The sequence below is a fragment of the Acinetobacter tibetensis genome, assembly GCF_023824315.1.
Classification (GTDB): Bacteria; Pseudomonadota; Gammaproteobacteria; order Pseudomonadales; family Moraxellaceae; genus Acinetobacter; species Acinetobacter tibetensis.
On record NZ_CP098732.1, the window covers coordinates 670,319 to 696,878 of the forward strand.

General features: G+C 41.9%; 25 protein-coding genes. 17 read left to right on the forward strand and 8 right to left on the reverse strand.

What is annotated here, in order from left to right:
- Positions 1-244: 244 nt before the first annotated feature.
- Genes M5E07_RS03220 through M5E07_RS03230 form a run of 3 tightly spaced genes read left to right on the forward strand, consistent with a single transcriptional unit; the run spans position 245 to position 1,775 of the window.
- Complete coding sequence (locus tag M5E07_RS03220; protein ID WP_016167297.1) at positions 245-562, forward strand: DMT family transporter; 318 nt, start codon at positions 245-247, stop codon at positions 560-562.
- Positions 563-602: 40 nt separating this feature from the next.
- Positions 603-1,085, forward strand: a complete 483-nt coding sequence (locus tag M5E07_RS03225; protein WP_252221871.1) for a methylated-DNA--[protein]-cysteine S-methyltransferase — start codon at positions 603-605, stop codon at positions 1,083-1,085.
- Between the two features lie 36 nt (positions 1,086-1,121).
- Positions 1,122-1,775, forward strand: coding sequence for a nuclease-related domain-containing protein (locus M5E07_RS03230; RefSeq protein WP_252221874.1), 654 nt, complete (start codon positions 1,122-1,124; stop codon positions 1,773-1,775).
- A 54-nt stretch (positions 1,776-1,829) separates the two neighbouring features.
- Here M5E07_RS03230 and M5E07_RS03235 read toward each other — a convergent pair whose 3' ends face one another.
- On the reverse strand, positions 1,830-2,597 hold the full coding sequence (locus M5E07_RS03235; RefSeq protein ID WP_131322907.1) for a hydroxymethylpyrimidine/phosphomethylpyrimidine kinase: 768 nt from the start codon (positions 2,595-2,597) through the stop codon (positions 1,830-1,832).
- An 82-nt stretch (positions 2,598-2,679) separates the two neighbouring features.
- On the opposite strand from M5E07_RS03235, the gene M5E07_RS03240 reads away from it, so the two are divergent.
- Positions 2,680-3,324, forward strand: coding sequence for an HAD-IA family hydrolase (locus M5E07_RS03240; RefSeq protein WP_252221877.1), 645 nt, complete (start codon positions 2,680-2,682; stop codon positions 3,322-3,324).
- 60 nt (positions 3,325-3,384) lie between these two features.
- On the opposite strand, the gene M5E07_RS03245 is transcribed toward M5E07_RS03240, so the two are convergent.
- On the reverse strand, positions 3,385-4,128 hold the full coding sequence (locus tag M5E07_RS03245) for a sporulation protein (RefSeq protein ID WP_252221880.1): 744 nt from the start codon (positions 4,126-4,128) through the stop codon (positions 3,385-3,387).
- A 112-nt stretch (positions 4,129-4,240) separates the two neighbouring features.
- On the reverse strand, positions 4,241-4,705 hold the full coding sequence (locus M5E07_RS03250; protein WP_116762760.1) for an Lrp/AsnC ligand binding domain-containing protein: 465 nt from the start codon (positions 4,703-4,705) through the stop codon (positions 4,241-4,243).
- A gap of 140 nt (positions 4,706-4,845) precedes the next feature.
- Here M5E07_RS03250 and M5E07_RS03255 point away from each other — a divergent pair, with 140 nt between their 5' ends.
- The 5 genes from M5E07_RS03255 to M5E07_RS03275 all read left to right on the forward strand — a co-directional run bounded on the left by M5E07_RS03255 (position 4,846) and on the right by M5E07_RS03275 (position 10,535).
- Positions 4,846-6,105: a D-amino acid dehydrogenase gene (locus M5E07_RS03255; RefSeq protein WP_252221883.1), complete on the forward strand. Its 1,260-nt coding sequence runs from the start codon at positions 4,846-4,848 to the stop codon at positions 6,103-6,105.
- Between the two features lie 44 nt (positions 6,106-6,149).
- The gene (alr, locus tag M5E07_RS03260) at positions 6,150-7,253 is read left to right on the forward strand and encodes an alanine racemase (RefSeq protein WP_116762756.1); all 1,104 of its coding nucleotides are present in this window, start codon (positions 6,150-6,152) and stop codon (positions 7,251-7,253) included.
- 12 nt (positions 7,254-7,265) lie between these two features.
- A complete protein-coding gene (locus M5E07_RS03265) occupies positions 7,266-7,625 on the forward strand; it encodes a RidA family protein (protein ID WP_116762754.1) in 360 nt (119 codons plus the stop codon).
- Between the two features lie 186 nt (positions 7,626-7,811).
- The gene (locus M5E07_RS03270; protein ID WP_171304986.1) at positions 7,812-9,242 is read left to right on the forward strand and encodes an amino acid permease; all 1,431 of its coding nucleotides are present in this window, start codon (positions 7,812-7,814) and stop codon (positions 9,240-9,242) included.
- 186 nt (positions 9,243-9,428) lie between these two features.
- Positions 9,429-10,535 carry an acyltransferase family protein gene (locus tag M5E07_RS03275; protein WP_252221886.1) on the forward strand — a complete coding sequence of 369 codons (1,107 nt, stop codon included), beginning with the start codon at positions 9,429-9,431 and terminating at the stop codon, positions 10,533-10,535.
- Positions 10,536-10,616: 81 nt separating this feature from the next.
- Here the strand turns inward: M5E07_RS03275 and M5E07_RS03280 are convergent, their stop codons facing one another.
- Together M5E07_RS03280 and M5E07_RS03285 are read right to left on the reverse strand one after the other, a co-directional pair.
- A complete protein-coding gene (locus M5E07_RS03280; protein ID WP_005011820.1) occupies positions 10,617-11,069 on the reverse strand; it encodes a CopD family protein in 453 nt (150 codons plus the stop codon).
- Between the two features lie 23 nt (positions 11,070-11,092).
- On the reverse strand, positions 11,093-12,322 hold the full coding sequence (locus tag M5E07_RS03285) for a beta-ketoacyl synthase N-terminal-like domain-containing protein (RefSeq protein ID WP_116762748.1): 1,230 nt from the start codon (positions 12,320-12,322) through the stop codon (positions 11,093-11,095).
- Positions 12,323-12,593: 271 nt separating this feature from the next.
- Between M5E07_RS03285 and M5E07_RS03290 the strand changes: the two genes are divergently transcribed.
- The 7 genes from M5E07_RS03290 (at position 12,594) to rimI (ending at position 20,531) form a co-directional block, all read left to right on the forward strand.
- Entirely contained in the window at positions 12,594-14,039 is a 1,446-nt protein-coding gene (locus tag M5E07_RS03290) for an EcsC family protein (RefSeq protein ID WP_252221889.1), read from the forward strand.
- A gap of 154 nt (positions 14,040-14,193) precedes the next feature.
- Entirely contained in the window at positions 14,194-14,568 is a 375-nt protein-coding gene (gene rpsL / locus M5E07_RS03295) for a 30S ribosomal protein S12 (RefSeq protein ID WP_002050319.1), read from the forward strand.
- A 177-nt stretch (positions 14,569-14,745) separates the two neighbouring features.
- Positions 14,746-15,216, forward strand: coding sequence for a 30S ribosomal protein S7 (gene rpsG / locus M5E07_RS03300; protein ID WP_016167282.1), 471 nt, complete (start codon positions 14,746-14,748; stop codon positions 15,214-15,216).
- Between the two features lie 130 nt (positions 15,217-15,346).
- Positions 15,347-17,485: an elongation factor G gene (gene fusA, locus M5E07_RS03305; RefSeq protein WP_116762744.1), complete on the forward strand. Its 2,139-nt coding sequence runs from the start codon at positions 15,347-15,349 to the stop codon at positions 17,483-17,485.
- Positions 17,486-17,579: 94 nt separating this feature from the next.
- A complete protein-coding gene (gene tuf, locus M5E07_RS03310) occupies positions 17,580-18,770 on the forward strand; it encodes an elongation factor Tu (RefSeq protein ID WP_116763782.1) in 1,191 nt (396 codons plus the stop codon).
- A gap of 313 nt (positions 18,771-19,083) precedes the next feature.
- Entirely contained in the window at positions 19,084-19,959 is an 876-nt protein-coding gene (locus M5E07_RS03315; protein WP_252221892.1) for a metal-dependent hydrolase, read from the forward strand.
- A 110-nt stretch (positions 19,960-20,069) separates the two neighbouring features.
- Positions 20,070-20,531 carry a ribosomal protein S18-alanine N-acetyltransferase gene (gene rimI, locus M5E07_RS03320; protein WP_252221895.1) on the forward strand — a complete coding sequence of 154 codons (462 nt, stop codon included), beginning with the start codon at positions 20,070-20,072 and terminating at the stop codon, positions 20,529-20,531.
- Between the two features lie 49 nt (positions 20,532-20,580).
- Here rimI and M5E07_RS03325 read toward each other — a convergent pair whose 3' ends face one another.
- The 3 genes from M5E07_RS03325 to trxB all read right to left on the reverse strand — a co-directional run bounded on the left by M5E07_RS03325 (position 20,581) and on the right by trxB (position 23,186).
- The gene (locus tag M5E07_RS03325) at positions 20,581-21,396 is read right to left on the reverse strand and encodes an arginyltransferase (protein WP_131324904.1); all 816 of its coding nucleotides are present in this window, start codon (positions 21,394-21,396) and stop codon (positions 20,581-20,583) included.
- Between the two features lie 19 nt (positions 21,397-21,415).
- The gene (gene aat, locus M5E07_RS03330; RefSeq protein ID WP_252221899.1) at positions 21,416-22,150 is read right to left on the reverse strand and encodes a leucyl/phenylalanyl-tRNA--protein transferase; all 735 of its coding nucleotides are present in this window, start codon (positions 22,148-22,150) and stop codon (positions 21,416-21,418) included.
- Positions 22,151-22,232: 82 nt separating this feature from the next.
- A complete protein-coding gene (gene trxB, locus M5E07_RS03335) occupies positions 22,233-23,186 on the reverse strand; it encodes a thioredoxin-disulfide reductase (RefSeq protein WP_016167275.1) in 954 nt (317 codons plus the stop codon).
- Positions 23,187-23,438: 252 nt separating this feature from the next.
- On the opposite strand from trxB, the gene M5E07_RS03340 reads away from it, so the two are divergent.
- Complete coding sequence (locus tag M5E07_RS03340) at positions 23,439-26,516, forward strand: DNA translocase FtsK (RefSeq protein ID WP_252223667.1); 3,078 nt, start codon at positions 23,439-23,441, stop codon at positions 26,514-26,516.
- Positions 26,517-26,560 lie beyond the last annotated feature (44 nt).

Below are 26,560 nucleotides of genomic sequence, written 5' to 3' on the forward strand. Positions count from 1 at the left end.
TTACTCACATTTTATTCAGTTTAATAAATTCATAAGGCTTTAAAACTGCGGTTTTAAAGCCTTATTTTTTATAGGTGTATTTAATGTTATTGCACGACAGTTTCGCACCATAAAAGCGCGGCATTTAGTATAATTGAGCGTAATTATAAGGAGGAACGACCTCCCTTGGTGCTTAAATTTTAAAAGGTGCACCAAGAAAATTCCTCAGGACGACCTGATTTTTGATTCAAATTTGGAGGTCGTCATGGCTTGGATTGTACTTATTTTTGCTGGTATTTTTGAAATTGTCTGGGCATATTCCATGAAGCTGTCAGAAGGCTTTACCCGAATTGGTCCGAGTATTATCACCCTCATTTTTATGATTTTAAGCTTTGCATTATTGGCGTATGCGATGCGCACTTTACCCTTGGGAACAGCCTATACGATTTGGACGGGGATTGGTGCAATCGGCTCTTTTCTGGTCGGTATTTTTATTTTAGGTGAGCCTGCGACGGCTATGCGGATGCTTGCCGCCATCTTAATTATTTCAGGGCTTGTATTGATGAAGCTTTCATCTTCATAATCAGTCCTCTATTTATTTCTAAAGACCGCAGGAGCAGACAATGAAACTTGCATTTATGTATATGGCTTCTCCTGTTGGACAGTTAAAATTAGTTGCGCATGATACCGCGTTGGTTGCAGTACTCTGGGAAAGTGAAAATCCTAAACGCGTACGATTGGCGGAATTGGTCGAACAGCCCGATCATCCAATTTTGCTGCAAACACAACAACAGCTCATGCAATATTTTGCAGGCACACGTCAGCAGTTTGACCTGCCTTTAGATTTTGAAGGAACAGAATTTCAAAAGCAGGTTTGGCAAGCTTTGTTGAATATTCCTTTTGGTGAAACTCGCAGTTATAAAGACATTGCAGAACAATTAGGTAATCCCAAAGCGGTACGTGCCGTGGGAGCAGCCAATGGTAAAAATCCAATTTCCATTATTGCGCCGTGCCATCGGGTGATTGGTTCAAGCGGTAAATTGGTGGGTTTTGCAGGTGGTTTAAGTAATAAAGAGATTCTTTTAAAAATAGAACAACTTCAATAAACTGGATGACTTAATTCTTGAAAATAACTAGTCAAAATGATTGCACAGATTTTTGCACCGCTCTTGTCCACATTTTGGTGGATATTATTGCTATTTATCGTTATAGGCATCATCAAAGCATTTAAACCTTATTTAAAAGGAAAAATGGGGGAATTTGCCGTTGCAGCCCATGCCAAACTTTATTTAGATCAAGATCGTTATACACTACTTAATGATTGTACTTTGCCAGATGAGCAAAATCAGACCACACAAATCGATCATATTTTGCTGAGTCCTTTTGGTATTTTTGTGATTGAAACCAAAAACTATAAAGGTTGGATTTTTGGCAGTCAGCATCAAAAAATGTGGACACAGAAAATTTATAAAAAGAGTTTTAAGTTTCAAAATCCATTACATCAAAACTATAAACACCAAAAGGTGTTAGAGGCGGTGTTATCGGATATTGTTGAGCCTCAGTTCATTCATTCACTAGTGGTATTTATGCCTGATTGTGAATTTAAAACCCAGATGCCACAGCATGTTTTTCGTGGAGCGGGTTGGACGGATTATGTGAAAACTTTTCAAGAGGTTACGATTCCACCGATGAAGTTGAAACGTATTCAATTGCGGATTGAAAAAGAAGTACTCGAAAAGTCGTGGAAAACCAATCGTCAACATATTGAAAATTTAAAGATCAAACACAGTGAATAAAAATAAACCCACAGTTCAAGCAAGAGCTGTGGGTTTATAAATGAAAGCGAAAACTTAGAAACGTTTTGGAATTTTCTGTCCATTCGGAACAGGTGTTTCGGCTTGTTTTAATACGCCAAATAACCATGTTTCTGCATGTTGCACCGCAATTTTTAACTCATCGCCCATCGCGAGACGACCTGCAATAAAGCTCGCGAGTGAGCAACCTGAACCATGATATTCGCCTGCCAAACGTGGGCAATGACTTTCAGCCACAAACTCACCATCGATATATAAGGCATTGCGAATATAGTCGGCGGTATCTTCATGCCCACCTTTCACCAAAACTGCTTTTGCACCCATGGCAAACAATTTCTGTGTGGCCGCTTCCAAGTCCTGTTCGCCCGTTAAAGCACGTAATTCAACTGTATTTGGGGTAAGAATAGTGGCCAATGGAATGAGTTCGACAAAAGCTTTGACCAGTGTGGCTTGATCTCCTAAAGAACCACCGCTATTCGCCACCAACACTGGGTCAAGTACATAACGATACTCTGGATGTTCACGTAAAAATTCAGCCAGCGCTGCAATATTGTCGGTGGTACCGAGCATCCCAGACTTCACACACTGAATCGGTAGATCACCGACGACGGCATGTGCTTGAGCCAAAAGTAATTCTTTGGAGGTTGCTTCAAAGCCAAAGACTTGTTGTGAGTTTTGAATGGTCAGTGCGGTACATGCAATTGCGGCATGCGCACCACTTTGACCAATCGCTTCAATATCCGCTTGTAAGCCAGCACCGCCAGAAGGGTCTAAACCCGAAAAGCACAGTACAGTCGGGCGCATGTACATTTCCTTCATTCATGAGATTTGCGATAGTATAGGCAACTTTGAGCGAAGTCTCGAGCGTAATTTATTGGGTTGGACAATGATTAAGAATATCTTGATTGATTTAGATGGAACACTGACAGATCCCAAAGTCGGGATTACCACTTCTGCACGTTATGGTTTGGCAAAAGTAGGGCACCCGATTCCTGAGTCTGAGAATATTGACTGGATTATTGGTCCACCACTGAAAGCATCTTTGGCTAAAATTTTAAATGTTGACCCTCATGATGTGTTAGCGGATCAGGCCTTATTGGGCTATCGTGAGCGTTTCTCGGTCACAGGTTTATTTGAAAATCATGTGTTTGAAGATGTTGCACACACTTTAGCGACATTAAAAAGCAAAGGTTATCGCTTGTTTTTGGCAACGGCAAAACCCGAAGTTTATGCACGTCAGATTCTAGATCATTTTGATTTATTACAGTATTTTGAATACCCTTATGGCAGTGAACTGAATGGTGAACGAACCAATAAAGGGGAGTTAATTGCTTATATTCTAGAACAAGAGCAGCTTCAAGCCGAAGAGTGTTTTATGGTGGGTGACCGTGAGCATGATATTTTCGGCGCACGTAGCAATGGCATTGAAACCATTGCCGTGGAATATGGCTATGGCTCTATGGCTGAACTTGATGCAGCTCAACCCAAGGCTCGAATCCAACGCTTTGCAGATTTGCTGAACCTGATTTAATCAAGCATTGATCCATTTAAGCACCTTACTTTCCCTTGTTGAAAAGTAAGGTGCTTGGTTTTATATGCCTAATGTTCTACGAATTTCATTGGCTAAAACTGTGGGATTGGCATGTTGATGTGGAATACTAAAACTTTTAAAGCCATCCCCTCTAAATTTACGATCTACTTCTAATAACACGTGTGTTTGATGTTGCTCTGCCACAAATGACACTTCAATTTCATTGATGCCGCTAAAGAACTGCGCAGGTTTAAACTCTAACTCTTGATAACAGCCGAGGGTCGAGTAAAAACCATTGCCACGAAGTTGCCCTTTTTCAACATCGGCAGTCACCAAGTGAAAACCACATTGTTGCATGGCTTGAAGAAAGCTGTGCATGGTAGGCGTCGGGGTGATCTGTAGATAGTCTTTATCGGTGGCATCGAGTCCCCAATCGACATCTAAATGAGTATGTAACCAAACACGGGTTTTATTGCTGTGGCAAGCCAGATCGGTTAACGGCGTTTCAAAAGGCAATTGAATTGAAAACGGGAAGGTGTGGGTCTGGTTGGCTTGTAATTCAAATGCACCACTAATATGCCATTCCGCAATCGTCAAATTGGTGTTGTATTCTGAGTCATTCGATTCGACTTCGGCTGTGGTCATTAATTTTAAATAGATGCCATTGATATGTTTATTGGAAGAAGCACCAGTAAAAATTACTTCTCCATTCAGGACTTGACCTGCTTGTAATTGGCTGTTGTGTATGCGGGTGTCTACCTGAATGCCTTGTAGACCTAGGCTCGACATGAGTTTATTCAACATGATGCAAAAATTCCTAAAAAAGAAAGATATGAAAATTAAGAAAAATTAGAAAATGAAAAATAAGTGATTTCTAAAATAAAGCTGCTCGAGATTAGCATAATTTAGGCGAGGCTTAGCGCATATCTAAATATAAAGTTTCTTTAATTTCTTCCATCACAATATAGCTATGCGATGAAGCAGATGAGGGGAGTTTTTTGAGTAAATCCCCCAGTAAGCGACGGTAAGCACTCATTTCTTTTAAGCGTGCTTTGACCAGATAATCGAATTCGCCTGAGATTAAGTGACATTCCAAAACCTCAGGAATTTCGACCAAATCACGTGCCACTTGGTCAAACACATCGCCTGACTTGGCAGAGAGTTTAATCTCTAAAAACACCAGTAAATTTCGGTCGACCAGCGCAGGATTAAGCCGCGCGTGATAGCCCGTAATAATGCCATCACGCTCGAGTCGTTTGACTCGTTCTGAACAAGGCGTGGTGGATAAATTGACCCGAGAAGCCAATTCACTAATCGCAATCCGTCCTTCTATTTGCAGAATATCCAAAATCAGGCGATCTACACGGTCTAATTTACGCATAAGTTTTTCCCTATTTTTAGCCTTTATTTAGTGAAATTGGCATGAATATATCTCAACTATACCTATTAAATCAGTCAAATTCACTATTGATGTAGAAATATACTAGTTAAATAAACTGGTGAAGCAGTGAGAGAAAGGAAATGCGCGTAATCGTTCTAGGTAGTGGTGTAATTGGTGTAGCAAGTGCATATTATCTTGCGCAGCAGGGAGCAGAAGTCACTGTATTGGACCGCCAAGCAGGTCCAGCAGAAGAAACAAGTTTTGGTAATGCAGGGCAAATTTCGCCAGGGTATTCGACCCCTTGGGCAGCACCGGGCATTCCATTTAAAGCCGTGAAGTGGATGTTCCAGCATCATGCACCATTGGCGATTAATATGGATGGCAGCATGTGGCAGTTACAGTGGATGGCACAAATGCTGAAAAACTGTAATGCGCAAAGCTATTCAATCAATAAAGAACGTATGACCCGTGTGGCGGAATACAGCCGTGATTGTTTACGTGAATTGCGTAAAGACACAGGAATCAGTTATGAAAACCGTTCAAAAGGCACATTACAGGTGTTCCGTAATGAAGCGCAATTAGAAGCGGTACAACGTGATATTCAAGTATTAAAAGAGTGTGGCGTACCACATGAATTGTTATTGAAAGATGACTTGGCTCGCGTAGAACCTGCACTGGGCTTTGCCAAAGATAAATTAGTTGGTGGTTTACACTTGCCAAATGACGAAACGGGCGATTGCTATAAGTTCACCAATTCGCTTGCAGATATTGCCAAAGCCAATGGTGTGAAGTTCTTGTTTAACCAGAACGTCGAGCGTTTAGTGGTTGAAGGCGATGAAATCAAAGGTGTAGTGGTGAATGGTCAAGTATTGACCGCAGACCGTTATGTGTTGGCATTCGGTAGTTATTCACGTGATTTCTTAAAACCACTTGAGTTAAATCTACCTGTCTATCCAGTCAAAGGCTATTCATTGACGGTGCCAATTATCGATCCTGCATTTGCACCACAATCAACCGTACTGGATGAAACTTACAAAATTGCGATTACCCGTTTTGATCAACGTATCCGTGTCGGTGGTATGGCAGAGTTAAGCGGTTTCAACTTGAAACTGAATGATGATCGCCGTGGCACACTAGAAATGGTGACCAAAGATTTATTCCCTGGCGGTGATTTACCTAATGCAACGTTCTGGACAGGCTTACGCCCAATGACTCCAGACAGTACGCCAATTATTGGGGCGACTCGCTTTAAAAATCTGTTCTTGAACACAGGACATGGCACCTTAGGTTGGACCATGGCATGTGGTTCAGGCAAGCTGATCAGTGACTTGGTGATGAACCATAAACCAGATATCAGCATTGATGGTCTGTCGATTGAACGTTATTTAAGTGCAGCATAATTCCTGAATTCAGGGAATTGTTTGAACTTTAGGGAAGAAGGGTTATGCCACGTCCAATTACTGCGGTGATTCATCAATCCGCACTCAAACATAATCTGGCAATTGCGCGTGCCGCAATGCCAGACAGCCAAGTTTTTGCCGTGGTCAAAGCCAATGCCTATGGGCATGGCATTGAACGCGTATATCAAGCATTTAAATCTGCCGATGGTTTTGCATTGCTTGATATCGAAGAAGCCAAACGTATTCGTGCTTTGGGCTGGACAGGAGAAATCTTGTTACTGGAAGGTATTTTCTCGCCGCAAGATTTATATGATTGTGCACAGTATCAATTGAGTTTTACTGTACATAATGAACTGCAAATTCAATGGTTACAGCAGTTTCCTGTTGCAGCACAATTTAAAGTGTTCTTAAAAATGAACAATGGCATGAATCGTTTAGGATTTACGCCAGAACACTACGTACACGCGTGGCAACAACTGAAAGGTTTAGCTTCGGTTAAAGACTTGGTACACATGATGCATTTCTCAGATGCCGATGGTGAACGTCAAGGGCAATCAGGGATTGAATATCAGCATCAAGTGTTTCAGCAGATTTTGCAACAGTATCCAGGGCCATGTTCGGTCAGTAATAGTGCCGCAATTTTAAGATACTCTAGCCAGTTACGCTCGGATTATGCGCGTAGTGGCATCATGCTATACGGCAGTTCTCCAGATTTTCCACGTCATACGATTCAAGACTGGAATCTACAACCGAGTATGAGTTTACGCAGTGAAATCATCTCGATTCAACAGTTAAATCCAAATGACAGTATTGGCTATGGCTCTAGTTTTGTCGCAGACCGACCGATGCGGGTTGGTATTGTCGCATGTGGCTATGCCGATGGTTATCAACGCATCTCACCGACAGGCACCCCTGTACTGGTGAACTCCATTCGTACCCGTACTTTAGGGCGTGTCAGCATGGACATGCTTGCCGTTGACCTTGATCCAATTCTGGATGCCCAAATTGGCAGTGAAGTGGTGTTGTGGGGGCAATCGAGCACTGGGGCGGTATTGCCGATTGATGAGGTTGCAGCAACCTCTGGCACCGTTGGCTATGAACTGATGTGTGCAGTCACTGCACGCGTCAATTTTTCAATTCAGGAATAAGGAATTTTAACCATGTCACAACAAGATATTCAGCGCTTTAATACCACTCCTGTAATGAGTGCTGTGACGGTTTTTAACAACGTGGTGTATTTATCGGGTCAGGTGCCTAAAAATCCTGATTTGGATATTACGGGGCAAACTCAAGATGTATTAAACACCATTGATCAGCTTTTGGCACAAGCCAACAGTGATAAAAGCCGTATTTTGTCGACACAACTTTTTCTGAAAGATTTGGCTGATTTTTCAGTGGTGAATGAAATTTGGATTGACTGGTTAAAAGACCATGCAACGCCTGCACGCGCTACCATTCAAGCCGATTTGGTCAATCCAAAATGGCTCATTGAAATTGCGGTAATTGCGGCACAAAAGTAAGTAATCATCCATGGAATGGAGGACGCAAGTAATGAGCAAAGTGATCAACTGACTAACCACGAAGGTTAAGGATTACATTGTTAAGGATAAGGGCTTAGCCCTAGATCAATGTTATTGCTCGAGAGGAGCTAGATCTGGGTTAAGTCATATAAAGGAATTAAAAAAGGATGTTGAGTTATGACCACAATGCGTGAGCCAAAAGCTGAACAAGCGACCCACGAGTTGCAACGCAAGCTCTCTAATCGTCATTTACAATTGATTGCAATTGGCGGAGCTATTGGTACAGGTTTATTTATGGGTTCAGGGAAAACCATCTCCCTCGCTGGACCTTCAATTTTACTGATCTATATGATCATTGGTGGTATGTTCTTTTTCCTTATGCGTGCATTAGGTGAAATTCTACTCTCCAATCTGCATTACAAATCTTTCATCGATATGGCACACGATTTAATAGGTCCTGCAGCGGGCTATTATATCGGCTGGTCGTATTGGCTAGGTTGGGTCTTGGTCGGTATAGCTGACCTTGCTGCCATTATTAATTATCTGAATTTCTGGTTACCGCCCGATATGGCGTTTACGCCCATAGGGCAAGCGTTGATCAGTGCGGGTTGTGTATTGTTTGTACTTGGACTGAATCTTTTAACCGTCAAGCTCTTTGGTGAGATCGAATTTTGGTTTGCACTGATCAAAATTTTAGCCATTTTAGGCTTGATTGTCATCGGCGGCTTTATGGTATTCAGCCATTTCCAAGCACCACAAGGCTCAGTTGCCAGCTTTAGCAATGTCTGGGCAAATGGTGGAATGTTCCCTAAAGGTACCAGTGGTTTCTTGGCAGGTTTCCAGATTGCACTCTTTGCTTTTGTGGGTGTGGAATTAATTGGAACCATGGCGGCTGAAGCCAAAGATCCAGAAAAAAACTTACCGAAAGCGGTGAATGCAATTCCAACCCGAATCATTTTATTCTATGTGTTGGCGTTATTTATTGTGATGTCAGTAACACCTTGGAATCAGATTCCAGCGGATCAAAGCCCATTTGTGAGCTTATTCTTACATGCGGGTATTCCCGTTTCTGCCATCATTATGAACTTGGTGGTACTGTCTTCCGTCATGTCTTCGATGAATAGTGGCGTGTTTTCGACCAGTCGTATGCTGTTTGGCTTATCTCGCGATGGTCAAGCACCTAAAGGTTTGGGTGAATTATCTAGTCGTGCTGTTCCAGCCAAAGGCTTGTTATTTTCTTGCATCTTTATTATGGCTGGTGCGGCGCTACAGTATTTCGTGCCGAACACGGTGGAAGCCTTTACCTTAGCAAGTTCATTGTGTGTAATTCTATTTATCAGTATTTGGGGACTCATTATGGTGTGCTATTTACGCTACCGTAAACTGCGTCCTGAATTACATGCACAATCGAAGTTTAAAATGCCAGGTGGGGTGTGGATGTCTTATGTGGTATTGATTTTCCTTTTCTTTACCTTGGTCATTTTAAGTTTAGAACCTGATACTTTACGTGCCTTAATCATTAGCCCTGTGTGGTTAATTATTTTGGCCACTACTTATCGTGTGTTGTATTTACCACGTGTGAAAAAACGTATGTTAAGACAGCAACTCGATAGCTAAGTAAAACTGATCCTTCACTAGCGATATCTGAGAGAAAGCCCGCGTAAGCAGGGCTTTCTTTTTGTTTGAGCTGAATAAATAGATGCTAATGGAGTGTTAGATAATTGTATGATTTTATGCATAAAAGCTGTTTAAATCAGGTGGTTTAACTTTTAATGAAGCACTTTAAAATTTTAACAACGGTTTATGCGTAATTATAAAATCGACATCCTGCGCGGCGTGTCCATCCTTTTGGTATTGATTCACCATTTTAATATTCCATATAAATTACACGATACCTTTCTCGGCATCCCAATTGGGGGCGAAAGCTTCAGTAGCTTAATTGCAAGGAATGGCAACTATGGTGTGACCATGTTTTTTGTCATTTCGGGTTTTTTGATTACCCAACATACCTTGCAGCGCAGCGGGTCTTTGGCGCAGATTAAGCTGAAAGATTTTTATATCCGTCGTATTGCCCGAATTATGCCGTGTCTGGTGTTATTGGTAGCGCTGGTCAGTGTGCTTGGGAGTTTAGGATTACAACCTTTTCTCAATCAGTCGCCCAATGGCGTAGAGGTGTCCTATGCTGTGACTGTCCTTTCCGCTTTTAGCTTCTGGATGAATCTACTGATTATCAAATACGGTTGGGTCAACTATGCTTTGGGCGTATTGTGGTCTTTATCGGTTGAAGAGGTTTTCTATTTAGTATTTCCTGTACTGTGTTTAGGGCTTGGTCGAGGCAAAGGCTTTATTGTTTTTTTACTCGCGGCAATCGCTTATGCTCCGTATTTTCGTGCTTTACATTTTGGCGAGGAAAGCGGCGCTTATCTGTATCACTATTTTTCTAGTTTTGATGGCATTGCGATTGGCTGCCTCACCGCAATGTATGTACAGCATTTTAAAGGTGCAATTTACAATCAAAAAATGATTGTTGTAGTAACAGCGTTTCTGATGACCGCTTTATATTTTTATGCACCAATCAAAGAGGTAAGTACATGGGGTATCAGTGTATTTGCGTTACTTACAGCATTACTGATATTTTGTTTTGCCCAAGATCCCAAAGTTAAACCTGTCTCATACGCGGCACGGAGTTTGGTCTGGATTGGACAGCGTAGCTATGAAATGTATCTGTTTCATTTGATTATTCTCGGCTTAATGAAAGTGGTGTATTTCCCCAAAGAAACTGTAGCGGCTGAAAAGCTGATGTTGTTGCCTGTTTATTTTATCGCAGTGTTTATTTTGAGTTGGGCGATTGAAAAGTATTATTCGACCCCGCTCAATTTAAAAATTCGTCAAGCTTGGATACGGTCATAGCGCTGATCTTTAGCTGTGCTGTTGATTTTTTACAGACATTAAAAAGCCCCGAATCAATCGGGGCTTTTTAATTGTGGGATTTTAAAATGTCGGTTTGACTACGACTAAAATCACCACAGCAAATAAAATTAGGGTCGGCATTTCATTAAAGAAGCGCCAGAACTTGTGTGACTTGTAATGTGCGTGACCAATTAATTTCTTACGGTAATAACCGCAGACAAAATGGTAAATCACCAACAGTCCAACCAAGCCGACTTTCAGATAAAACCATAATGCTTCATGGTAGTGGCGCGTTGCATCACCCCAATCCACCAAAAAATGTGCCGTGATCAATGTCGCAATCATCGATGGCCACATAATGCCACGGTACAATTTACGTTCCATGACCTCGAAACGTTGATGACTAACGGCATCATCACTCATGGCATGGTAAACATAGAGCCGTGGTAAGTAGAACAATGCAGCGAACCAACACACCACGGCAATAATATGTAATGCTTTTACCCACAAGAAAGCATCAGAAGGAGCATCCATCAAGTCACCCTAAAATGGGCGGCTTAGCCTTCCCACTTTTTGAAAATGAGACATGCATTTACGCCGCCAAAACCGAAACTGTTACTCATCACAGTATTCAATTTTGCGTCACGTTTTTCAAGCACGATATCAAATGGTTTTGCGCCTTCATCTAGTTCAGTCACGTTGATGTTTGGTGCAATAAAGTCATTTTGCATCATCAGTACTGAGTAGATCGCTTCTTGTACACCAGCAGCACCCAAGCTATGACCTGTCATTGACTTGGTCGAGCTAAGTGGAGGAACTTGACCTTCACCAAATGCACGTTCCATTGCCAATAATTCAGTCACGTCACCCGCAGGTGTCGACGTACCATGCGTATTCACATAGTCAATCTTATCTACGCCGTGTTGTTTTGCTTCTTCTAGCGCCATAAGTACACAACGTGTTGCGCCTTCACCAGATGGGGCAACCATGTCTGCACCATCACTGTTTGCAGCATAACCCACTACTTCGGCTAAAATGTTGGCACCACGTGCTTGAGCGTGTTCAAGCGATTCAAGCACCACGAAACCGCCACCGCCAGCGATGACAAAACCGTCACGGTCTGCTGAATATGGACGAGAAGCTGTTTCTGGCGTGTCATTGTACTTCGAGCAAAGTGCGCCCATCGCATCAAACAACAAGCTTTGAGACCAGTGATCTTCTTCACCACCACCTGCCAGCATTAAGTCTTGTTTACCCAATTGAATCAGGTTGTAGGCATAACCAATTGCATCAGCAGAGGTTGCACAAGCGCTAGTAATGGTATGAGCAACGCCTTGCATTTTAAATGCCACACCGACGTTTGCAGTGATGGTGTTCGACATGTTACGTGGCACGAAGAAAGGACCAACTTTACGCGCACCTTTAGTGTCGAGCAATTCTTTCATTTCGATGACAGATGCTGTTGAACCACCACCTGAACCACCTGCAATACCGTAGCGAGGATTGCCACCAATTTGCTCTGCAGTCAGACCAGCATTTTCTACCGCAGCAACTGCAGCGTTATACGCATACATTGCACATACGCCCATAAAGCGTTTTAATTTGCGGTCAATGTGGTCAAAATTTTGTTCTGCTGCTGCGCTGATGTGACTTTTGAAATTAAGTTCAGCATAAGTCGGGTTAAAACGTGTTCCAGAAATCCCGTTTTGCAATGAATGAGTGACATCTTCTAAAGTGTTACCGATGCATGAGTTGATACCCATACCCGTAATTACAACACGTTTCATCTACAGATCCCTTATATGGTGATATTTCGCATGACTGTATGCAATCAGGGGAGAGCCTTTATGCTACAAGTCTTCATATGTTTGATTTGCAATCATGATAGCAGAAAGAATTTTGAATTCTTATGGCAAATATGATGTGTATTTGGAAGAAAGGAAAAAAGTGAATTTAGGCAAAGTTCTTAACTAAAAGAAACAGTTTGATGTTGAGATAAACTTAGACTATACCTAGTATTTAGCGAGAAATGAAAGAATTGAACAAGAAGGGTCAAGAATGACAGAAGCTAATAATAAACAATCAACAGGATTCCTCTCAAATGCCTTTGGAGTGGCTAAAAAGCTCAGCCAAACTGGAATCGATGTTTTGCAACATGTTGCACCAGGCTCTATTTCAGCTTATCCGCAAGGCGCGGGAAATTCAGCGTTTATTGAGGGGAAAGCACATTCTAAATCTGCTTTTGAGACCCAAAAATATCAAGATGCACAGCAGATTTTACGAGAACATTTTCCGCAAGTTTCCCGACAACTTTTAGGGCGTCATTATTCAAAAGCGAATAATGTGGCGAATTTTGTTGCACCACAATATACCGATAAAATTAGCGACTATTTTTTTGAAAAACTGAATGCCTTTAGTTCAGATATCAGTTCTGTCGATGATGTTTTGGATCAGGCCGGGGTACGTGATCTGGAAAGCTTAACGCAAGATATTGATCGTTCTAAACGCATTAGTCAGGCTTTAGCAGAACAAAATAAATGGATTGCCTCTTTACAAGGCCTGCTTACAGGGGCAACGGGAACCATTGGCTCAAGTGTCGATATTCCATTGTCTTTAATTTTGTCACTGAGAACCATTTATCAGGTCGGGCGATCTTATGGCTTTGAGCTGAATAAAGATACTGAACAAGAAATTATTCAATTTATTTTCAAACAAATTGATTTAGGAATTATTGCAGAGAAGCAAGCCTTATTAATGGCGGTTAAAACCGTGTCTAAAATGTTGCAAACACATGATATTGGGCAGTTGCAGTATTTATTGGGCTCAAGCAATGACATTGAAATGCTTAGAAAATGGCTACATAATGAGCAGGGCGATTATAAATGGGCTTGGATGAATAAAGTCCCGAACTATAGCTTCCTAAGCAAATTGACACCTGTTGCAAGTGCAACGTTAAGTGCAGTATATAGTTGGAAACTAATAGAAGATGTCAATCAAAAAGCACAAGTGGTTTTTGCTCAAGCACGTCAATATATCCAGCAACATAAAGACCTTGAACTCTCAGTGGTCACTGCCTATGAACGTTCATTGACGTTATTGTCACAAGCGACACCAAAACTATTTACCGAAACGGTTCAACCAAGTTTACTTGAGGCAGAGTCTATCAATGCTGTAGTTGAGACCACATTGGAAAATAATAAAAATATTACCAAAGTTCACGTAAAGAAAAAAACTACGCCAAAACCAAGCCATGAAGCTGAGCAGCAACAGAAAATTGAGCAAGGCTTAGAAAAATTGGCCGATCATTTGGTTGAACCACGGGCAGAAGTAAAGCTTCAACAGCCTGCATTAACCTCAAGTAGTGATGCTATAGAGGTTATTGTGGATGGTGTTTCGGAAAAAATTGAAAACCCTTTGGCAGAGCCAATAGTGGCTGCAAAGCGTCCACGTAAGGTACCTACAAAAAGGGTTACAAAAAAGCCAATCCCGCCCAATGAAAAATAAATCTCGAAAATTGTTCAAAAAACGTTAAGAAAAGCAAGATGGTTTACGGATAAAGGGCTCTCGAATGTTGACCATTTTTGCATCTTGACTTACAATTGCATGCCCTCAAAAAGTAGTATTTTTTGGGGCTTTTTATTAACGGGAGAATTGCCATATGGCAACAACAAATCAGTTGATCCGCAAGGGTCGTACGACTTTAGTTGAAAAATCTAAAGTTCCTGCGTTGAAGGCTTGTCCACAACGTCGTGGTGTTTGTACACGTGTTTACACAACTACACCTAAAAAACCTAACTCAGCAATGCGTAAAGTTTGCCGTGTTCGCTTAACTTCTGGTTTTGAAGTTTCTAGCTACATCGGTGGTGAAGGCCATAACCTACAAGAGCACAGTGTTGTTCTTATCCGTGGTGGTCGTGTTAAAGACTTACCAGGTGTACGTTACCATACCGTTCGTGGTTCTTTAGACTGTGCTGGCGTGAAAGATCGTAACCAGTCACGTTCTAAATACGGTACTAAACGTCCTAAGAAATAATCTTTCGAGATTAAAATCTTAGTTCATTAGAACTGCAATCCTTTATCGTCTCGCTTGTCTGATTTCTGCATTTATTTTGTGAAATTCAAGCGACGTGTAGTAAGGCCAGCGAAGGTACATGACACTTTGTACCACTGCTGGATTAACCTGAAGTGTCATATCTATAGGTAGTTTAAAATGCCAAGACGTCGCGTAGTTGCTGCTCGTGAAATCCTTCCGGATCCTAAGTTCAGTAGCCAAACAATCGCTAAATTCATGAACCACGTAATGCAAGATGGTAAAAAATCTATTGCTGAAAGTATCGTTTACGGTGCTTTAGACCGCGTTCAAGAAAAAAACAAAGTAGACCCAGTTGAATTTTTCGAGACTACTCTTGAAAAAGTTCGTCCTATGGTCGAAGTAAAAGCTCGCCGTGTTGGTGGTGCTACTTATCAAGTACCTATGGAAGTGCGCCCATCCCGTCGTACTGCCTTGGCTATGCGTTGGTTAGTAGATGCTGCTGCTAAGCGTTCTGAAAAAACTATGGCTTTACGTCTTGCTGGTGAGTTGCTTGATGCAGCTGAAGGTAAAGGCGCAGCTGTTAAAAAACGTGAAGATGTGCACCGTATGGCTGAAGCCAACAAAGCCTTCTCTCACTACCGTTTCTAAGCGGATAAAACAGGCCTTAATCAGGACAATGACAATTATGTTTTCACATAATTGTCATCAAATCGCTTTAAGTTGCTAAGCAGCTTAAAGCGTCCTGTTTTAACAACAAAATTTAGGAATGCTAGAAATCATGGCTCGTCAAACTCCAATTTCTCGTTACCGTAACATTGGTATCTCTGCGCACATTGACGCAGGTAAAACAACTACGACTGAACGTATTTTGTTCTACACAGGTGTATCTCACAAAATTGGTGAAGTACATGATGGTGCAGCAACAATGGACTGGATGGAACAAGAGCAAGAACGTGGTATTACCATTACTTCTGCTGCGACAACTTGTTTCTGGTCAGGTATGAGTAGCCAATTCCCACAACACCGTATCAACGTAATCGATACACCGGGACACGTAGACTTCACAATCGAAGTTGAACGTTCTATGCGTGTTCTTGACGGTGCGTGCATGGTTTACTGTGCGGTAGGTGGTGTACAACCTCAGTCTGAAACTGTATGGCGTCAGGCTAACAAATATAAAGTGCCTCGTTTAGCATTCGTGAACAAGATGGACCGTACTGGTGCAAACTTCTTCCGTGCTGTTGAACAAGTTAAAACTCGTTTAGGCGGTAATCCTGTTCCTATCGTTGTGCCAATCGGTGCTGAAGATACGTTTGCAGGTGTTGTTGACCTTATCGAAATGAAAGCGATTATCTGGGATGAAGCATCTCAAGGTATGAAGTTCGAATACGGCGATATTCCAGCTGACCTCGTTGATACTGCTAATGAATGGCGTACCAAGATGGTTGAAGCTGCTGCTGAAGCTTCAGAAGAATTAATGGACAAGTACCTAGAAGAAGGCGATCTTTCTAAAGAAGACGTCATCGCTGGCTTACGTGCTCGTACATTAGCATCTGAAATTCAAGTAATGCTTTGTGGTTCTGCGTTCAAAAACAAAGGTGTTCAACGTATGTTGGATGCTGTAATTCAATTCTTACCTTCTCCTACAGAAGTTAAAGCAATTGAAGGTGTTCTTGACGACAAAGCTGAAACTAAAGCATCTCGTGAAGCATCTGACGAAGCTCCGTTCTCTGCGTTAGCGTTCAAAATCATGAACGACAAATTCGTAGGTAACTTGACATTCGTACGTGTTTACTCTGGTGTTCTTAAACAAGGTGATCCTGTTTATAACCCAGTTAAATCTAAGCGTGAACGTATCGGTCGTATCGTGCAAATGCATGCGAACGAACGTCAAGATCTTGATGAAATCCGTGCAGGTGATATCGCAGCGTGTGTAGGTCTTAAAGACGTTACAACGGGTGATACATTATGTGATGAGAAAAACATCATTACGCTTGAACGTATGGAATTCCCAGAGCCAGTAATTTCATTGGCTGTTGAACCAAAAACTAAAGCTGACCAAGAAAAAATGTCAATTGCTTTAGGTCGTTTGGCTAAGGAAGATCCATCATTCCGCGTTCGTACAGATGAAGAATCTGGTCAAACCATTATTGCTGGTATGGGTGAGCTTCACCTTGACATCATCGTTGACCGTATGAAGCGTGAATTCGGTGTTGAAGCGAACATTGGTAAACCAATGGTTGCTTACCGCGAAACAATCAAAAAGACTGTTGAGCAAGAAGGTAAGTTCGTTCGTCAAACAGGTGGTAAAGGTAAATTCGGTCATGTATATGTTCGTTTAGAGCCTATGGATGTTGAAGAAGCTGGTAAAGAATACCAATTCGCTGAAGAAGTTGTAGGTGGTACTGTACCTAAAGAATTCTTCGGTGCGGTTGATAAAGGTATTCAAGAACGTATGAAGAATGGTGTCTTGGCTGGTTACCCTGTTGTGGGTATTAAAGCGACATTATTTGACGGTTCTTACCACGATGTCGACTCTGACGAATTGTCGTTCAAAATGGCTGGTTCTTACGCATTCCGTGATGGTTTCATGAAAGCAGACCCTATCTTGCTTGAACCAATCATGAAAGTTGAAGTAGAAACTCCAGAAGACTACATGGGCGATATCATGGGTGACTTAAACCGTCGTCGTGGTATGGTTCAAGGTATGGACGATTTACCTGGTGGAACTAAAGCAATTAAAGCTGAAGTACCATTGGCTGAGATGTTTGGTTACGCGACTCAAATGCGTTCTATGTCTCAAGGTCGTGCGACTTACTCTATGGAATTTGCTAAATACGCTGAAACTCCACGTAACGTGGCGGAAGGCATTATCGCTAAGTTCCAATCTGGCGGTAAAAAAGGTGACGACGAGTAATCTTTCGATTACTATAAGCCCAAACTAATTTTTTAGTTAATAACCAGTTGCTCATGCAGTAATCCTGCATGAGTAGTTTAAAAAGGAAAATCAAATGGCTAAGGCTAAGTTTGAACGTAATAAGCCACACGTAAACGTGGGCACAATCGGTCACGTTGACCATGGTAAAACTACTTTAACTGCTGCGATTGCAACTATTTGTGCAAAAACTTACGGCGGTGAAGCGAAAGATTACTCACAAATCGACTCTGCTCCTGAAGAAAAAGCACGTGGTATTACAATTAATACTTCACACGTAGAATACGATTCTCCAATCCGTCACTACGCGCACGTAGACTGCCCGGGCCACGCCGATTATGTTAAAAACATGATTACTGGTGCTGCTCAGATGGACGGCGCGATCCTTGTGTGTGCTGCGACTGACGGTCCAATGCCACAAACTCGTGAACACATCCTTCTTTCACGTCAGGTTGGTGTACCTTACATCATCGTATTCTTAAACAAATGCGACCTAGTTGACGACGAAGAGTTACTTGAATTAGTAGAAATGGAAGTTCGTGAACTTCTTTCTACTTATGACTTCCCAGGTGATGACACTCCAGTTATCCGTGGTTCTGCTCTTGCTGCGCTTAATGGCGATGCTGGTCAGTACGGTGAGTCTTCAGTTCTTGCTCTTGTTGAAGCGCTTGACTCTTACATTCCAGAACCAGAACGTGCTATCGACAAAGCATTCTTAATGCCAATCGAAGACGTATTCTCTATCTCTGGCCGTGGTACAGTAGTAACTGGTCGTGTAGAAGCTGGTATCGTGAAAGTAGGCGAATCAGTTGAAATCGTTGGTATCCGTGATACTCAAACAACTACAGTTACTGGCGTTGAAATGTTCCGTAAACTTCTTGATGAAGGCCGTGCGGGCGAGAACTGTGGTGTTCTTCTTCGTGGTACTAAGCGTGAAGACGTACAACGTGGTCAAGTACTTGCTAAACCAGGTACAATCAAGCCACACACTAAATTCGACGCAGAAGTATACGTACTTTCTAAAGAAGAAGGTGGTCGTCATACTCCATTCCTTAACGGTTACCGTCCACAATTCTATTTCCGTACGACTGACGTAACTGGCGCAATCCAATTACAAGAAGGCGTTGAAATGGTAATGCCTGGTGACAACGTTGAAATGTCAGTAGAATTAATCCACCCAATCGCAATGGACCCAGGTCTACGTTTTGCGATCCGTGAAGGTGGTCGTACAGTTGGTGCTGGTGTTGTTGCGAAAGTAACTGCATAATCACTTATTGTGTGAAAAAAGCGCTCCTTTGGGGCGCTTTTTTTATGCCTATAAAATGTATAAATTCCAGACTTTTCTATTCTGCATGAGATATTTTTTTCGTGTACCCATACAACCGATAGATCAATAGGTTTCTATTGAGATAAAAATAGAATCATAAAATTGTTAGACAATTCACCTGTAAAACTGTCCTTAACTGATACTTCCTTGACCTTATCTGCCCTTATCGCTTGTGGTGAAAACCGTAATATTAGAATTAAGAAAAAACAAACATAAAGATAGTTAGACCTTATGGGTCTGTAGGAGTCTCAGGATGAATGCTAAAGTAAATATTTCAAATCGTGCGGGTGCAAGTTTTCCTGTTCGTCGCATGGATTTTGAATTTGGTGAAGTGGCACGTTATTGGGCAGGCGGTGATGCGGGACTTACGCATTTTATGACGGCATTATCTGCCTTATTTCCTGAAGGTGAGCAGTTTTTTGTGGATAGTACTCGTGCGGTACGCAAAAATCCAAAACTCAGTGATCTTGATTTACAAAAGGAAATCAGTGCTTTTATTGGCCAAGAGGCTATGCATTCTAAAGAGCATTTGGCTTTTAATTCTTCTGCCCAAGCATATGGCTATGATGTTAGAACGATGGAAAATCAGACAGCAAAAGTCATTAAAACAGGCACAAAAGTCGTTGCTCAATTACTAAAGCCATTTGGTTTTAGCAAGGAAATGATTGATTTAACAGGAACGTGTGCGTTAGAGCATTTTACCGCAGTCATTGCTGCTGAATTATTACAAAATGAAGATGTTCAGGCCATTTTTAACAATAAAACCATGTATCAGTTATGGATGTGGCATGCAATTGAAGAAAATGAACATAAAGCAGTTGTGTTTGATGTTTATACAGCAATGTATGGGCGTGGTCTGAAAGCATATGCAATGCGTGCAACAGCCATGATTCTTGCTATGACACTCATTTTTATAACACAATCTTATTTTACCGCTCAATTAATGAAAACTGACGGGAAATTGACATTGAAAGACAGTAAGCGCATGTTGAAATTTATGTATGGCGGTAAAGGTTTTATCACTCGCCAAATTCCTGAGCTATTAGATTTCTTCCGCCCTAATTTTCATCCAAATGATAGCAATACAGATCAGTTATTGGCAGAATGGAAACTAAAATTGGGATTCTGATTCGAGTACTTATATTGTAAAGGGCAAACAAAATTGCCCTTTTTTTGTATTTGTGTTGTGAGTTGATGTTTTATAATATAAGCGACTGAATTAAAAAGTTGTTTCTACACATGATACGTTCAATGCATCCCTCTGATCTCGCGGCAGTGACCGCAATTGAACAACTGGTTCAAACCCATCCTTGGAAGGAACAACAATTTAAAGAATCGATAGATTCTTATCACAGTACCGTGATTGAACAGCAAGGGCAGGTGGTTGGTTTTTGTATCTTACAACCTGTTTTGGACGAAGCAAATTTATTATTGATGGCGATTCATCCTAATCAGCAGGGCAAGGGTTTGGGTTATCGGCTTTTAGATGAGTCAATTGCTTTACTGAAGAATCAACCCGTGCAAATTTTCTTGGAAGTACGGGAAAGCAATCAAGCTGCAATAGCTCTGTATGAGAAGTCAGGTTTCCATCAGATTGATTTGCGTAAAAATTATTATCCAAGCTCAAATGGTGGGCGTGAGCATGCCATTATTATGGTTAAAGCTTGTACGGACGATTTTTCTCAGTTATTCAAATCATGATTTAAATACTTATGCGATGGGGTGAATCGACTCCATCAAAATATCAAGCTTATTTAATGATTGAATTGTTCCAACCAGAGGGGAGTGTGGTCATTAATGAGTTTCCCAAAAGTTGAATCTCTTCTGCACTGAGTGAGCGATTAATACGACGCCATTGCCCATCGAGCAATAATTCTAGTGGCGTGTATTGCGACTTATAATTCATTTTATTGGAATGTGGCACCCAGTAACCTAAATAGACATAGTCCAATTGCTGTTGTTGTGCATATTCAATTTGTTTCATGATGGCAAAAGCCCCTAATGAGCGGCGATTTTCATCGGGGTCAAAAAAGGTATATACCGCAGACAGACCATCATCAAGTTGGTCACAGGTCGAAACGCAGAGCAACTGCTCATCTTTCCACAGTTCCAGAAAAAAACTTTCAGTGCAGGTATGAATCAGAAATTTTTCAAACTGGTCGTAGCTAGGGGGGAACATATCACCGTCGGCATGGCGTTCACGAATGTAGCGTTCATATAAAGCATAATGTACATCACCCGCATCTTTCGGTTGAGTAATTTTCACCGTCAGATCTTGATTGCGTTTCCAAGCTTTTTTTTGCTTGCTGTTCATTTGAAACTCTTGGACAGGAACGCGACAAGACAAGCATTGACGACATAAATGGCATTCGGGACGGTAAACAAAGTCTCCACTACGACGAAAACCAACGCGTGAAAGTTCAGACAAGGTCACGACATCAATCCGATGTGCAGGATCTAGAAAAACCATACGGGCAGATTTCTTTTCAAGATAACTGCATTCATGCGGTGGCGTAATATAGTACTGTAAATCATTTAACAGGGACTTCGGGTGATATGAATTCATAAAGATCCCTCTATTGTTTTCATTCGATTAATTGCGAAGATAACGCTATTCTTTTACTTGAAAATACACCCTCTTGATACTTTTTCCAATCGAGAGAGGGTTGTTTTATAATATCTTGTAACGAATTTAAATACGCTTGTCGAGAAATTGTACAAGCGCCAAGGCTAAGCAAATGATCATTCACCAATTGACAGTCAATCCAAGCTAACTGATTTTCTTGCCCAAGCAACATCAGGGTATAAAATGCCATTTTAGACACGTCAGTACGGATGCTGAACATCGATTCGCCAAAGCAGCCTTTGCCGATGCTCACACCATACAGCCCACCGACAAGCTGATCCTGTTCCCACACTTCCACACTATAGGCATAACCTGCTGAAAACATACCTAAATAACCTTGAATGATATCTTCGGAAATCCACGTGTCATTTGCATAACTGCGAGGCAGGGCACAGGAGCGAATGACTGATTCAAAAGCATGATTAATGGTGATTTTATAGTCATGCTTTTTCATATTCCGCAGCAGGGATTTACTCGGATGATATTGCTCAGGTCGAATAATGCAGCGCGGCTCGGGACACCACCAGCAAATAGGTTCACCTTCAGAAAACCATGGAAAAAGACCGTGGGTATAGGCTTCAAAGAGGGTAGAGGGGGAGAGATCTGCGCCAATGCAAATCAGTCCATGTCCTTCTGGATCTGAATCAATCGGATCGGGAAATAAGTATTCGGACGGTGCTAAAGTATGCTGCATGATTGAGTTCAGGGAGTTATTCTTTACGCTATCATACATAAAAAAACCGCCCTTTTCGGACGGTTTTAATAGATGCAAAAGATTATGAACCTAGCGCATCTAAATATTTTTCAGCATCAAGTGCAGCCATACAGCCTGAACCTGCTGAAGTGATTGCTTGGCGGTAAATGCTATCTGCAACGTCGCCTGCTGCGAATACACCTGCAACCGAGGTTGCAGTCGCATTGCCAGAGGTGCCACTTTGCACTTGAATGTAGCCATCACGTAAGTTGAGTTGACCTTCAAACATGCCTGTATTTGGTTTGTGACCAATCGCCACGAATAAACCTTGGACATCAATATCTTGTGTGCTTGCATCTACAGTTGATTTTAAGCGTACCGAAGTTACACCCGTGTTATCACCTAAGACTTCATCAACTTGGTTGTTCCAAAGAATGCTAATTTTGCCTTCTTTTTCTTTTTCAAATAAATGGTCCTGTAGGATTTTTTCTGAACGTAAGCTGTCACGACGATGCACAAGCGTCACGTGTGAAGCAATGTTAGACAGGTAGAGTGCTTCTTCGACTGCGGTATTACCACCACCGACCACCATGACTTTTTGGTTTTTATAGAAGAAACCATCACAAGTTGCACAAGCACTGACGCCTTGCCCCATGAATTTTGCTTCTGACTCTAAGCCTAAATACTGTGCAGTTGCACCCGTTGAGATAATCAGTGCATCACAAGTGAACTCTTCCATATCGCCTTTAAGAACAAATGGGCGAACACTCAGGTCAACTTCATTGATGTGGTCATACACGATTTCTGTGCCAAAACGTTCTGCATGGGCTTGCATACGTTCCATTAAAGCAGGACCCGTTAAACCTTCTGGGTCACCCGGCCAGTTATCCACTTCCGTTGTCGTGGTTAATTGACCACCCAATTGTAAGCCAGCAATCAGCATTGGTTTTAAATTGGCACGTGCAGCATAAACTGCAGCGCTGTAACCTGCAGGACCCGAACCTAAAATAATTAATCGTGAGTGACGAGCGCTCATTCGCGACATCCTTTTTTTCTTTCAAAATTTATGAAATTATACGTGAAAGTGTATAACAGTTGTGTGTGTTCAATGTGGGTAATATTGATCATGCAAATCGGTTTGAGCTATATAGAATAAAGTTAACAACAAGCCCTCATAATCTTGCATCTTTTTTACGTGAACAGGTGCATAATATCAGGTTTTATTAAGAAACAAATTCAGGTTGTTTTCCAAAAAAACATGAATGAAAAAATGCTTACAGGACAGAGTATGACTGCGGTGTCAGGTGCTTATGCACAGCGCTTAATGATGACATTATTTTTAGTCTCATTTGGGATTTATCTGTTCCTTGCAACAGTCACTTATACACCTTTTGATCCAGGTTGGATGCATATCTCCAGTGATACCCAACAGGTTTCCAATGCAAGTGGTGTCGCTGGAGCATGGATTTCAGATTTATTGTTTGGATTTTTAGGTTGGGCAAGTCTGCTCATCCCACTCTTCTTATTTATTGAAGCAATTCAGGTGTGGTGGCCGCGCAGTTTTCTGAACCGACCATTTCGTTATGCGGCCCAATTTTTTATTTTGTTGGCGACAGCAACCTTATTATTTTTATTTTGGGAAGTGCCTGCGGATACTTTAGCCAATGCCTCTGGTGGCATTATTGGCTATGAGTTGGGGCAAAGCCTGAGCCAACTTCTGACTATTTATGGCGCTGTGCTGTTCTTAATTGTGTTTTGGCTGGTGTTATTTACTTTGGCCTTTGGGGTAAAGTGGAACAAAACATGGGATACCTTGCGAGCTACGCCTGCGTATTTACAAGATTTATTTTATAAAAATGTACCAGAGAGTGAATCTGATTTTGACCGTACCACACCTCAAGTCAAAAAACAGGTGATTGCAGTCGCACCAAGTAAAGTCTCAAATCAAACCGAATTAGAGGATACCAATCTATCTAAAGCCCCTGTGGAACAACCATTTATTGCAGGTGTGGCGGCTGAGCGTTTGTTTGATGATATGGTACAGAAAGAGTCTCAATTGAATCAACCGAATGAGTTCGATTTAGACGACGATGAAGAGTTTGAAAAAACCATCGCCAAAGCGCATCAACTTGAACAAGACAGCCAGCGCACTATTGCCACAGGTGAAGTTTGGCGTGCCTTAAATACCAATAATGATCAACTACATAAACAAGATATTGAGGCATTATTAAAAGCCGCTGAAGATGAAACAGTTATTCCTAAGCATGATTTCAATTCTGTCGTAGAGCGTCAATATCCTGTTGATGTTCAACTTGAACCTTCTCCAAAACCAGTCAAAAATAATCTTGATTGGGATGATGATGAGATTTTTGATGAGCTACTTGCTGCGGTACCTAGTGGTAAGGTGGCTTCGGATGTACATAGCCCATTCCAACGTAGCGAAGTTCAAGCTATTCAGTCTACAACAATACCTGATCTCGCTGTAGTAGATGCTTCAATTTTGAGTATGCCTGCTGTAGCAGGGGTTGCAGAAGAGGCTGTTAAGGCACGCTTATTGAACGATGAATTAGATCGTTTTCTGGATGATTTTGATGCAAAAGAACAACATGCAGAGTCCACTGTGGTCGAGCAGCGTACAGCATCTTCTTATGCACAATCATCAGCCTTTGTTCAAACGCCAATACAGCACACTGCTGTAGAGGTGTCAGAGCGTTTTACTGAACAGAGCAAAGCTGAGTTGTCAAAAGAGGCCTTCATTGAAGCTTGGCAAGAAACTGCAGGTAAACCTCAAGAGGAAGATGAGTTTGATTTTGATGCACCATTGACGGATGCTTCAGGACGACCCATGTCTCGTGCTATGCAGGTCGCACAAAAACGTCGTGATTTGTCTACGCTACCTGGATTGGATTTGCTCGATCGTGTCGATCCGAATAAAAAAGTCAACTTCACTGCTGAACAATTGGAACGTCTTTCAGAATTACTAGAAATTAAATTGCAAGAGTTCAATGTTAAAGCCAAAGTAATGGAAGCTCAACCTGGACCTGTCGTGACGCGGTTCGAATTGGATTTAGCACCTGGGGTTAAAGCCTCTAAAGTCACCAATATTTCGAAGGACTTGGCACGTTCGATGTCGATGGCTTCGGTGCGTGTAGTAGAAGTAATTCCGGGTAAGCCTTACATTGGAATTGAAGTTCCAAATAGTGCACGTGAAATGGTGCGTCTTATCGAATTATTGGAAACACCGACTTATCGCGATCCAGCGGGTTTACTTTCAATGGCCATGGGTAAAGACATTTCGGGTAATCCTGTGATTACCGATTTAGGTAAGGCGCCACATATGCTGGTTGCAGGTACCACAGGTTCAGGTAAGTCTGTTGCTGTGAACTCGATGATCTTATCGATGCTGTTGAAATATACACCCGATCAATTGCGCCTCATTATGATTGACCCAAAACAATTAGAACTGGCCAACTACAATGATATTCCACATTTACTCACCCCTGTCGTGACAGACATGAAAGATGCTGTCAGTGCATTGAATTGGTGTGTGAATGAAATGGAGCGTCGTTACAAGCTCATGTCATTCCTTAAAATTCGTAAACTGGCGGACTATAACCGTAAGGTTGAAGAAGCATTGGCGAATGGGGAAGACCTAATTGATCCGACATGGAAAGCCAGTGACTCTGTTGTGGGTGAGCGCGCACCACGCTTGGCGCCGTTACCTTCGATTGTGATTGTGGCAGATGAATTTGCCGATATGATTATGCAGGTGGGTAAAAAAGCTGAGGAAATGATTACACGTTTGGCACAAAAATCGCGTGCTGCTGGTATTCATTTGCTGTTAGCGACCCAACGCCCATCCGTAGATGTCATTACAGGTTTGATTAAAGCGAATATTCCTACGCGCGTTGCATTGCGTGTAAACAGCAAAATTGACTCTCGAACCATTTTGGATGCAGGTGGCGCGGAAGATATGTTGGGTCATGGCGATATGCTGTTTTTAGGGCCTGGTAAAATTGAACCTGAACGTGTGCATGGTGCCTTTATTTCCGATGATGAAGTCAACCGAATTTGTGATGCATGGCGAGAGCGTGGTGATCCAGATTATATCGATGAAATTTTGACTCCGTATGACGAAGAGCCGACTTCACGTGGTTTTGAAGATGGTGATGGAGGTTCAGACCGTGATGCTCTGTATGATCAATGTGTGGCCTTTGTTTTAGAAACGCGTAAAGCTTCGACCTCATCTTTACAACGCAAGTTCAGTTTAGGCTATAACCGTGCGGCACGTATTATCGACCAGATGGAAGAAAATGGGATTGTGAGTGCGATGGGCGCGAACGGTAAGCGGGATATCCTCGTGTAGTGCTCATCTATTAAAAGCCTGCCTGAGCGCAGGCTTTTTTATGC

What these genes read in the sequence shown, in the direction of transcription:
- M5E07_RS03220 (WP_016167297.1), top strand. Translation starts at nt 245, where the DNA reads ATGGCTTGGATTGTACTTATTTTTGCTGGTATTTTTGAAATTGTCTGG.
- M5E07_RS03225 (WP_252221871.1), top strand. Translation starts at nt 603, where the DNA reads ATGAAACTTGCATTTATGTATATGGCTTCTCCTGTTGGACAGTTAAAA.
- M5E07_RS03230 (WP_252221874.1), top strand. Translation starts at nt 1,122, where the DNA reads ATGATTGCACAGATTTTTGCACCGCTCTTGTCCACATTTTGGTGGATA.
- M5E07_RS03235 (WP_131322907.1), bottom strand. Translation starts at nt 2,597, where the DNA reads ATGCGCCCGACTGTACTGTGCTTTTCGGGTTTAGACCCTTCTGGCGGT.
- M5E07_RS03240 (WP_252221877.1), top strand. Translation starts at nt 2,680, where the DNA reads ATGATTAAGAATATCTTGATTGATTTAGATGGAACACTGACAGATCCC.
- M5E07_RS03245 (WP_252221880.1), bottom strand. Translation starts at nt 4,128, where the DNA reads ATGTTGAATAAACTCATGTCGAGCCTAGGTCTACAAGGCATTCAGGTA.
- M5E07_RS03250 (WP_116762760.1), bottom strand. Translation starts at nt 4,705, where the DNA reads ATGCGTAAATTAGACCGTGTAGATCGCCTGATTTTGGATATTCTGCAA.
- M5E07_RS03255 (WP_252221883.1), top strand. Translation starts at nt 4,846, where the DNA reads ATGCGCGTAATCGTTCTAGGTAGTGGTGTAATTGGTGTAGCAAGTGCA.
- alr (WP_116762756.1), top strand. Translation starts at nt 6,150, where the DNA reads ATGCCACGTCCAATTACTGCGGTGATTCATCAATCCGCACTCAAACAT.
- M5E07_RS03265 (WP_116762754.1), top strand. Translation starts at nt 7,266, where the DNA reads ATGTCACAACAAGATATTCAGCGCTTTAATACCACTCCTGTAATGAGT.
- M5E07_RS03270 (WP_171304986.1), top strand. Translation starts at nt 7,812, where the DNA reads ATGCGTGAGCCAAAAGCTGAACAAGCGACCCACGAGTTGCAACGCAAG.
- M5E07_RS03275 (WP_252221886.1), top strand. Translation starts at nt 9,429, where the DNA reads ATGCGTAATTATAAAATCGACATCCTGCGCGGCGTGTCCATCCTTTTG.
- M5E07_RS03280 (WP_005011820.1), bottom strand. Translation starts at nt 11,069, where the DNA reads ATGGATGCTCCTTCTGATGCTTTCTTGTGGGTAAAAGCATTACATATT.
- M5E07_RS03285 (WP_116762748.1), bottom strand. Translation starts at nt 12,322, where the DNA reads ATGAAACGTGTTGTAATTACGGGTATGGGTATCAACTCATGCATCGGT.
- M5E07_RS03290 (WP_252221889.1), top strand. Translation starts at nt 12,594, where the DNA reads ATGACAGAAGCTAATAATAAACAATCAACAGGATTCCTCTCAAATGCC.
- rpsL (WP_002050319.1), top strand. Translation starts at nt 14,194, where the DNA reads ATGGCAACAACAAATCAGTTGATCCGCAAGGGTCGTACGACTTTAGTT.
- rpsG (WP_016167282.1), top strand. Translation starts at nt 14,746, where the DNA reads ATGCCAAGACGTCGCGTAGTTGCTGCTCGTGAAATCCTTCCGGATCCT.
- fusA (WP_116762744.1), top strand. Translation starts at nt 15,347, where the DNA reads ATGGCTCGTCAAACTCCAATTTCTCGTTACCGTAACATTGGTATCTCT.
- tuf (WP_116763782.1), top strand. Translation starts at nt 17,580, where the DNA reads ATGGCTAAGGCTAAGTTTGAACGTAATAAGCCACACGTAAACGTGGGC.
- M5E07_RS03315 (WP_252221892.1), top strand. Translation starts at nt 19,084, where the DNA reads ATGAATGCTAAAGTAAATATTTCAAATCGTGCGGGTGCAAGTTTTCCT.
- rimI (WP_252221895.1), top strand. Translation starts at nt 20,070, where the DNA reads ATGATACGTTCAATGCATCCCTCTGATCTCGCGGCAGTGACCGCAATT.
- M5E07_RS03325 (WP_131324904.1), bottom strand. Translation starts at nt 21,396, where the DNA reads ATGAATTCATATCACCCGAAGTCCCTGTTAAATGATTTACAGTACTAT.
- aat (WP_252221899.1), bottom strand. Translation starts at nt 22,150, where the DNA reads ATGCAGCATACTTTAGCACCGTCCGAATACTTATTTCCCGATCCGATT.
- trxB (WP_016167275.1), bottom strand. Translation starts at nt 23,186, where the DNA reads ATGAGCGCTCGTCACTCACGATTAATTATTTTAGGTTCGGGTCCTGCA.
- M5E07_RS03340 (WP_252223667.1), top strand. Translation starts at nt 23,439, where the DNA reads ATGACTGCGGTGTCAGGTGCTTATGCACAGCGCTTAATGATGACATTA.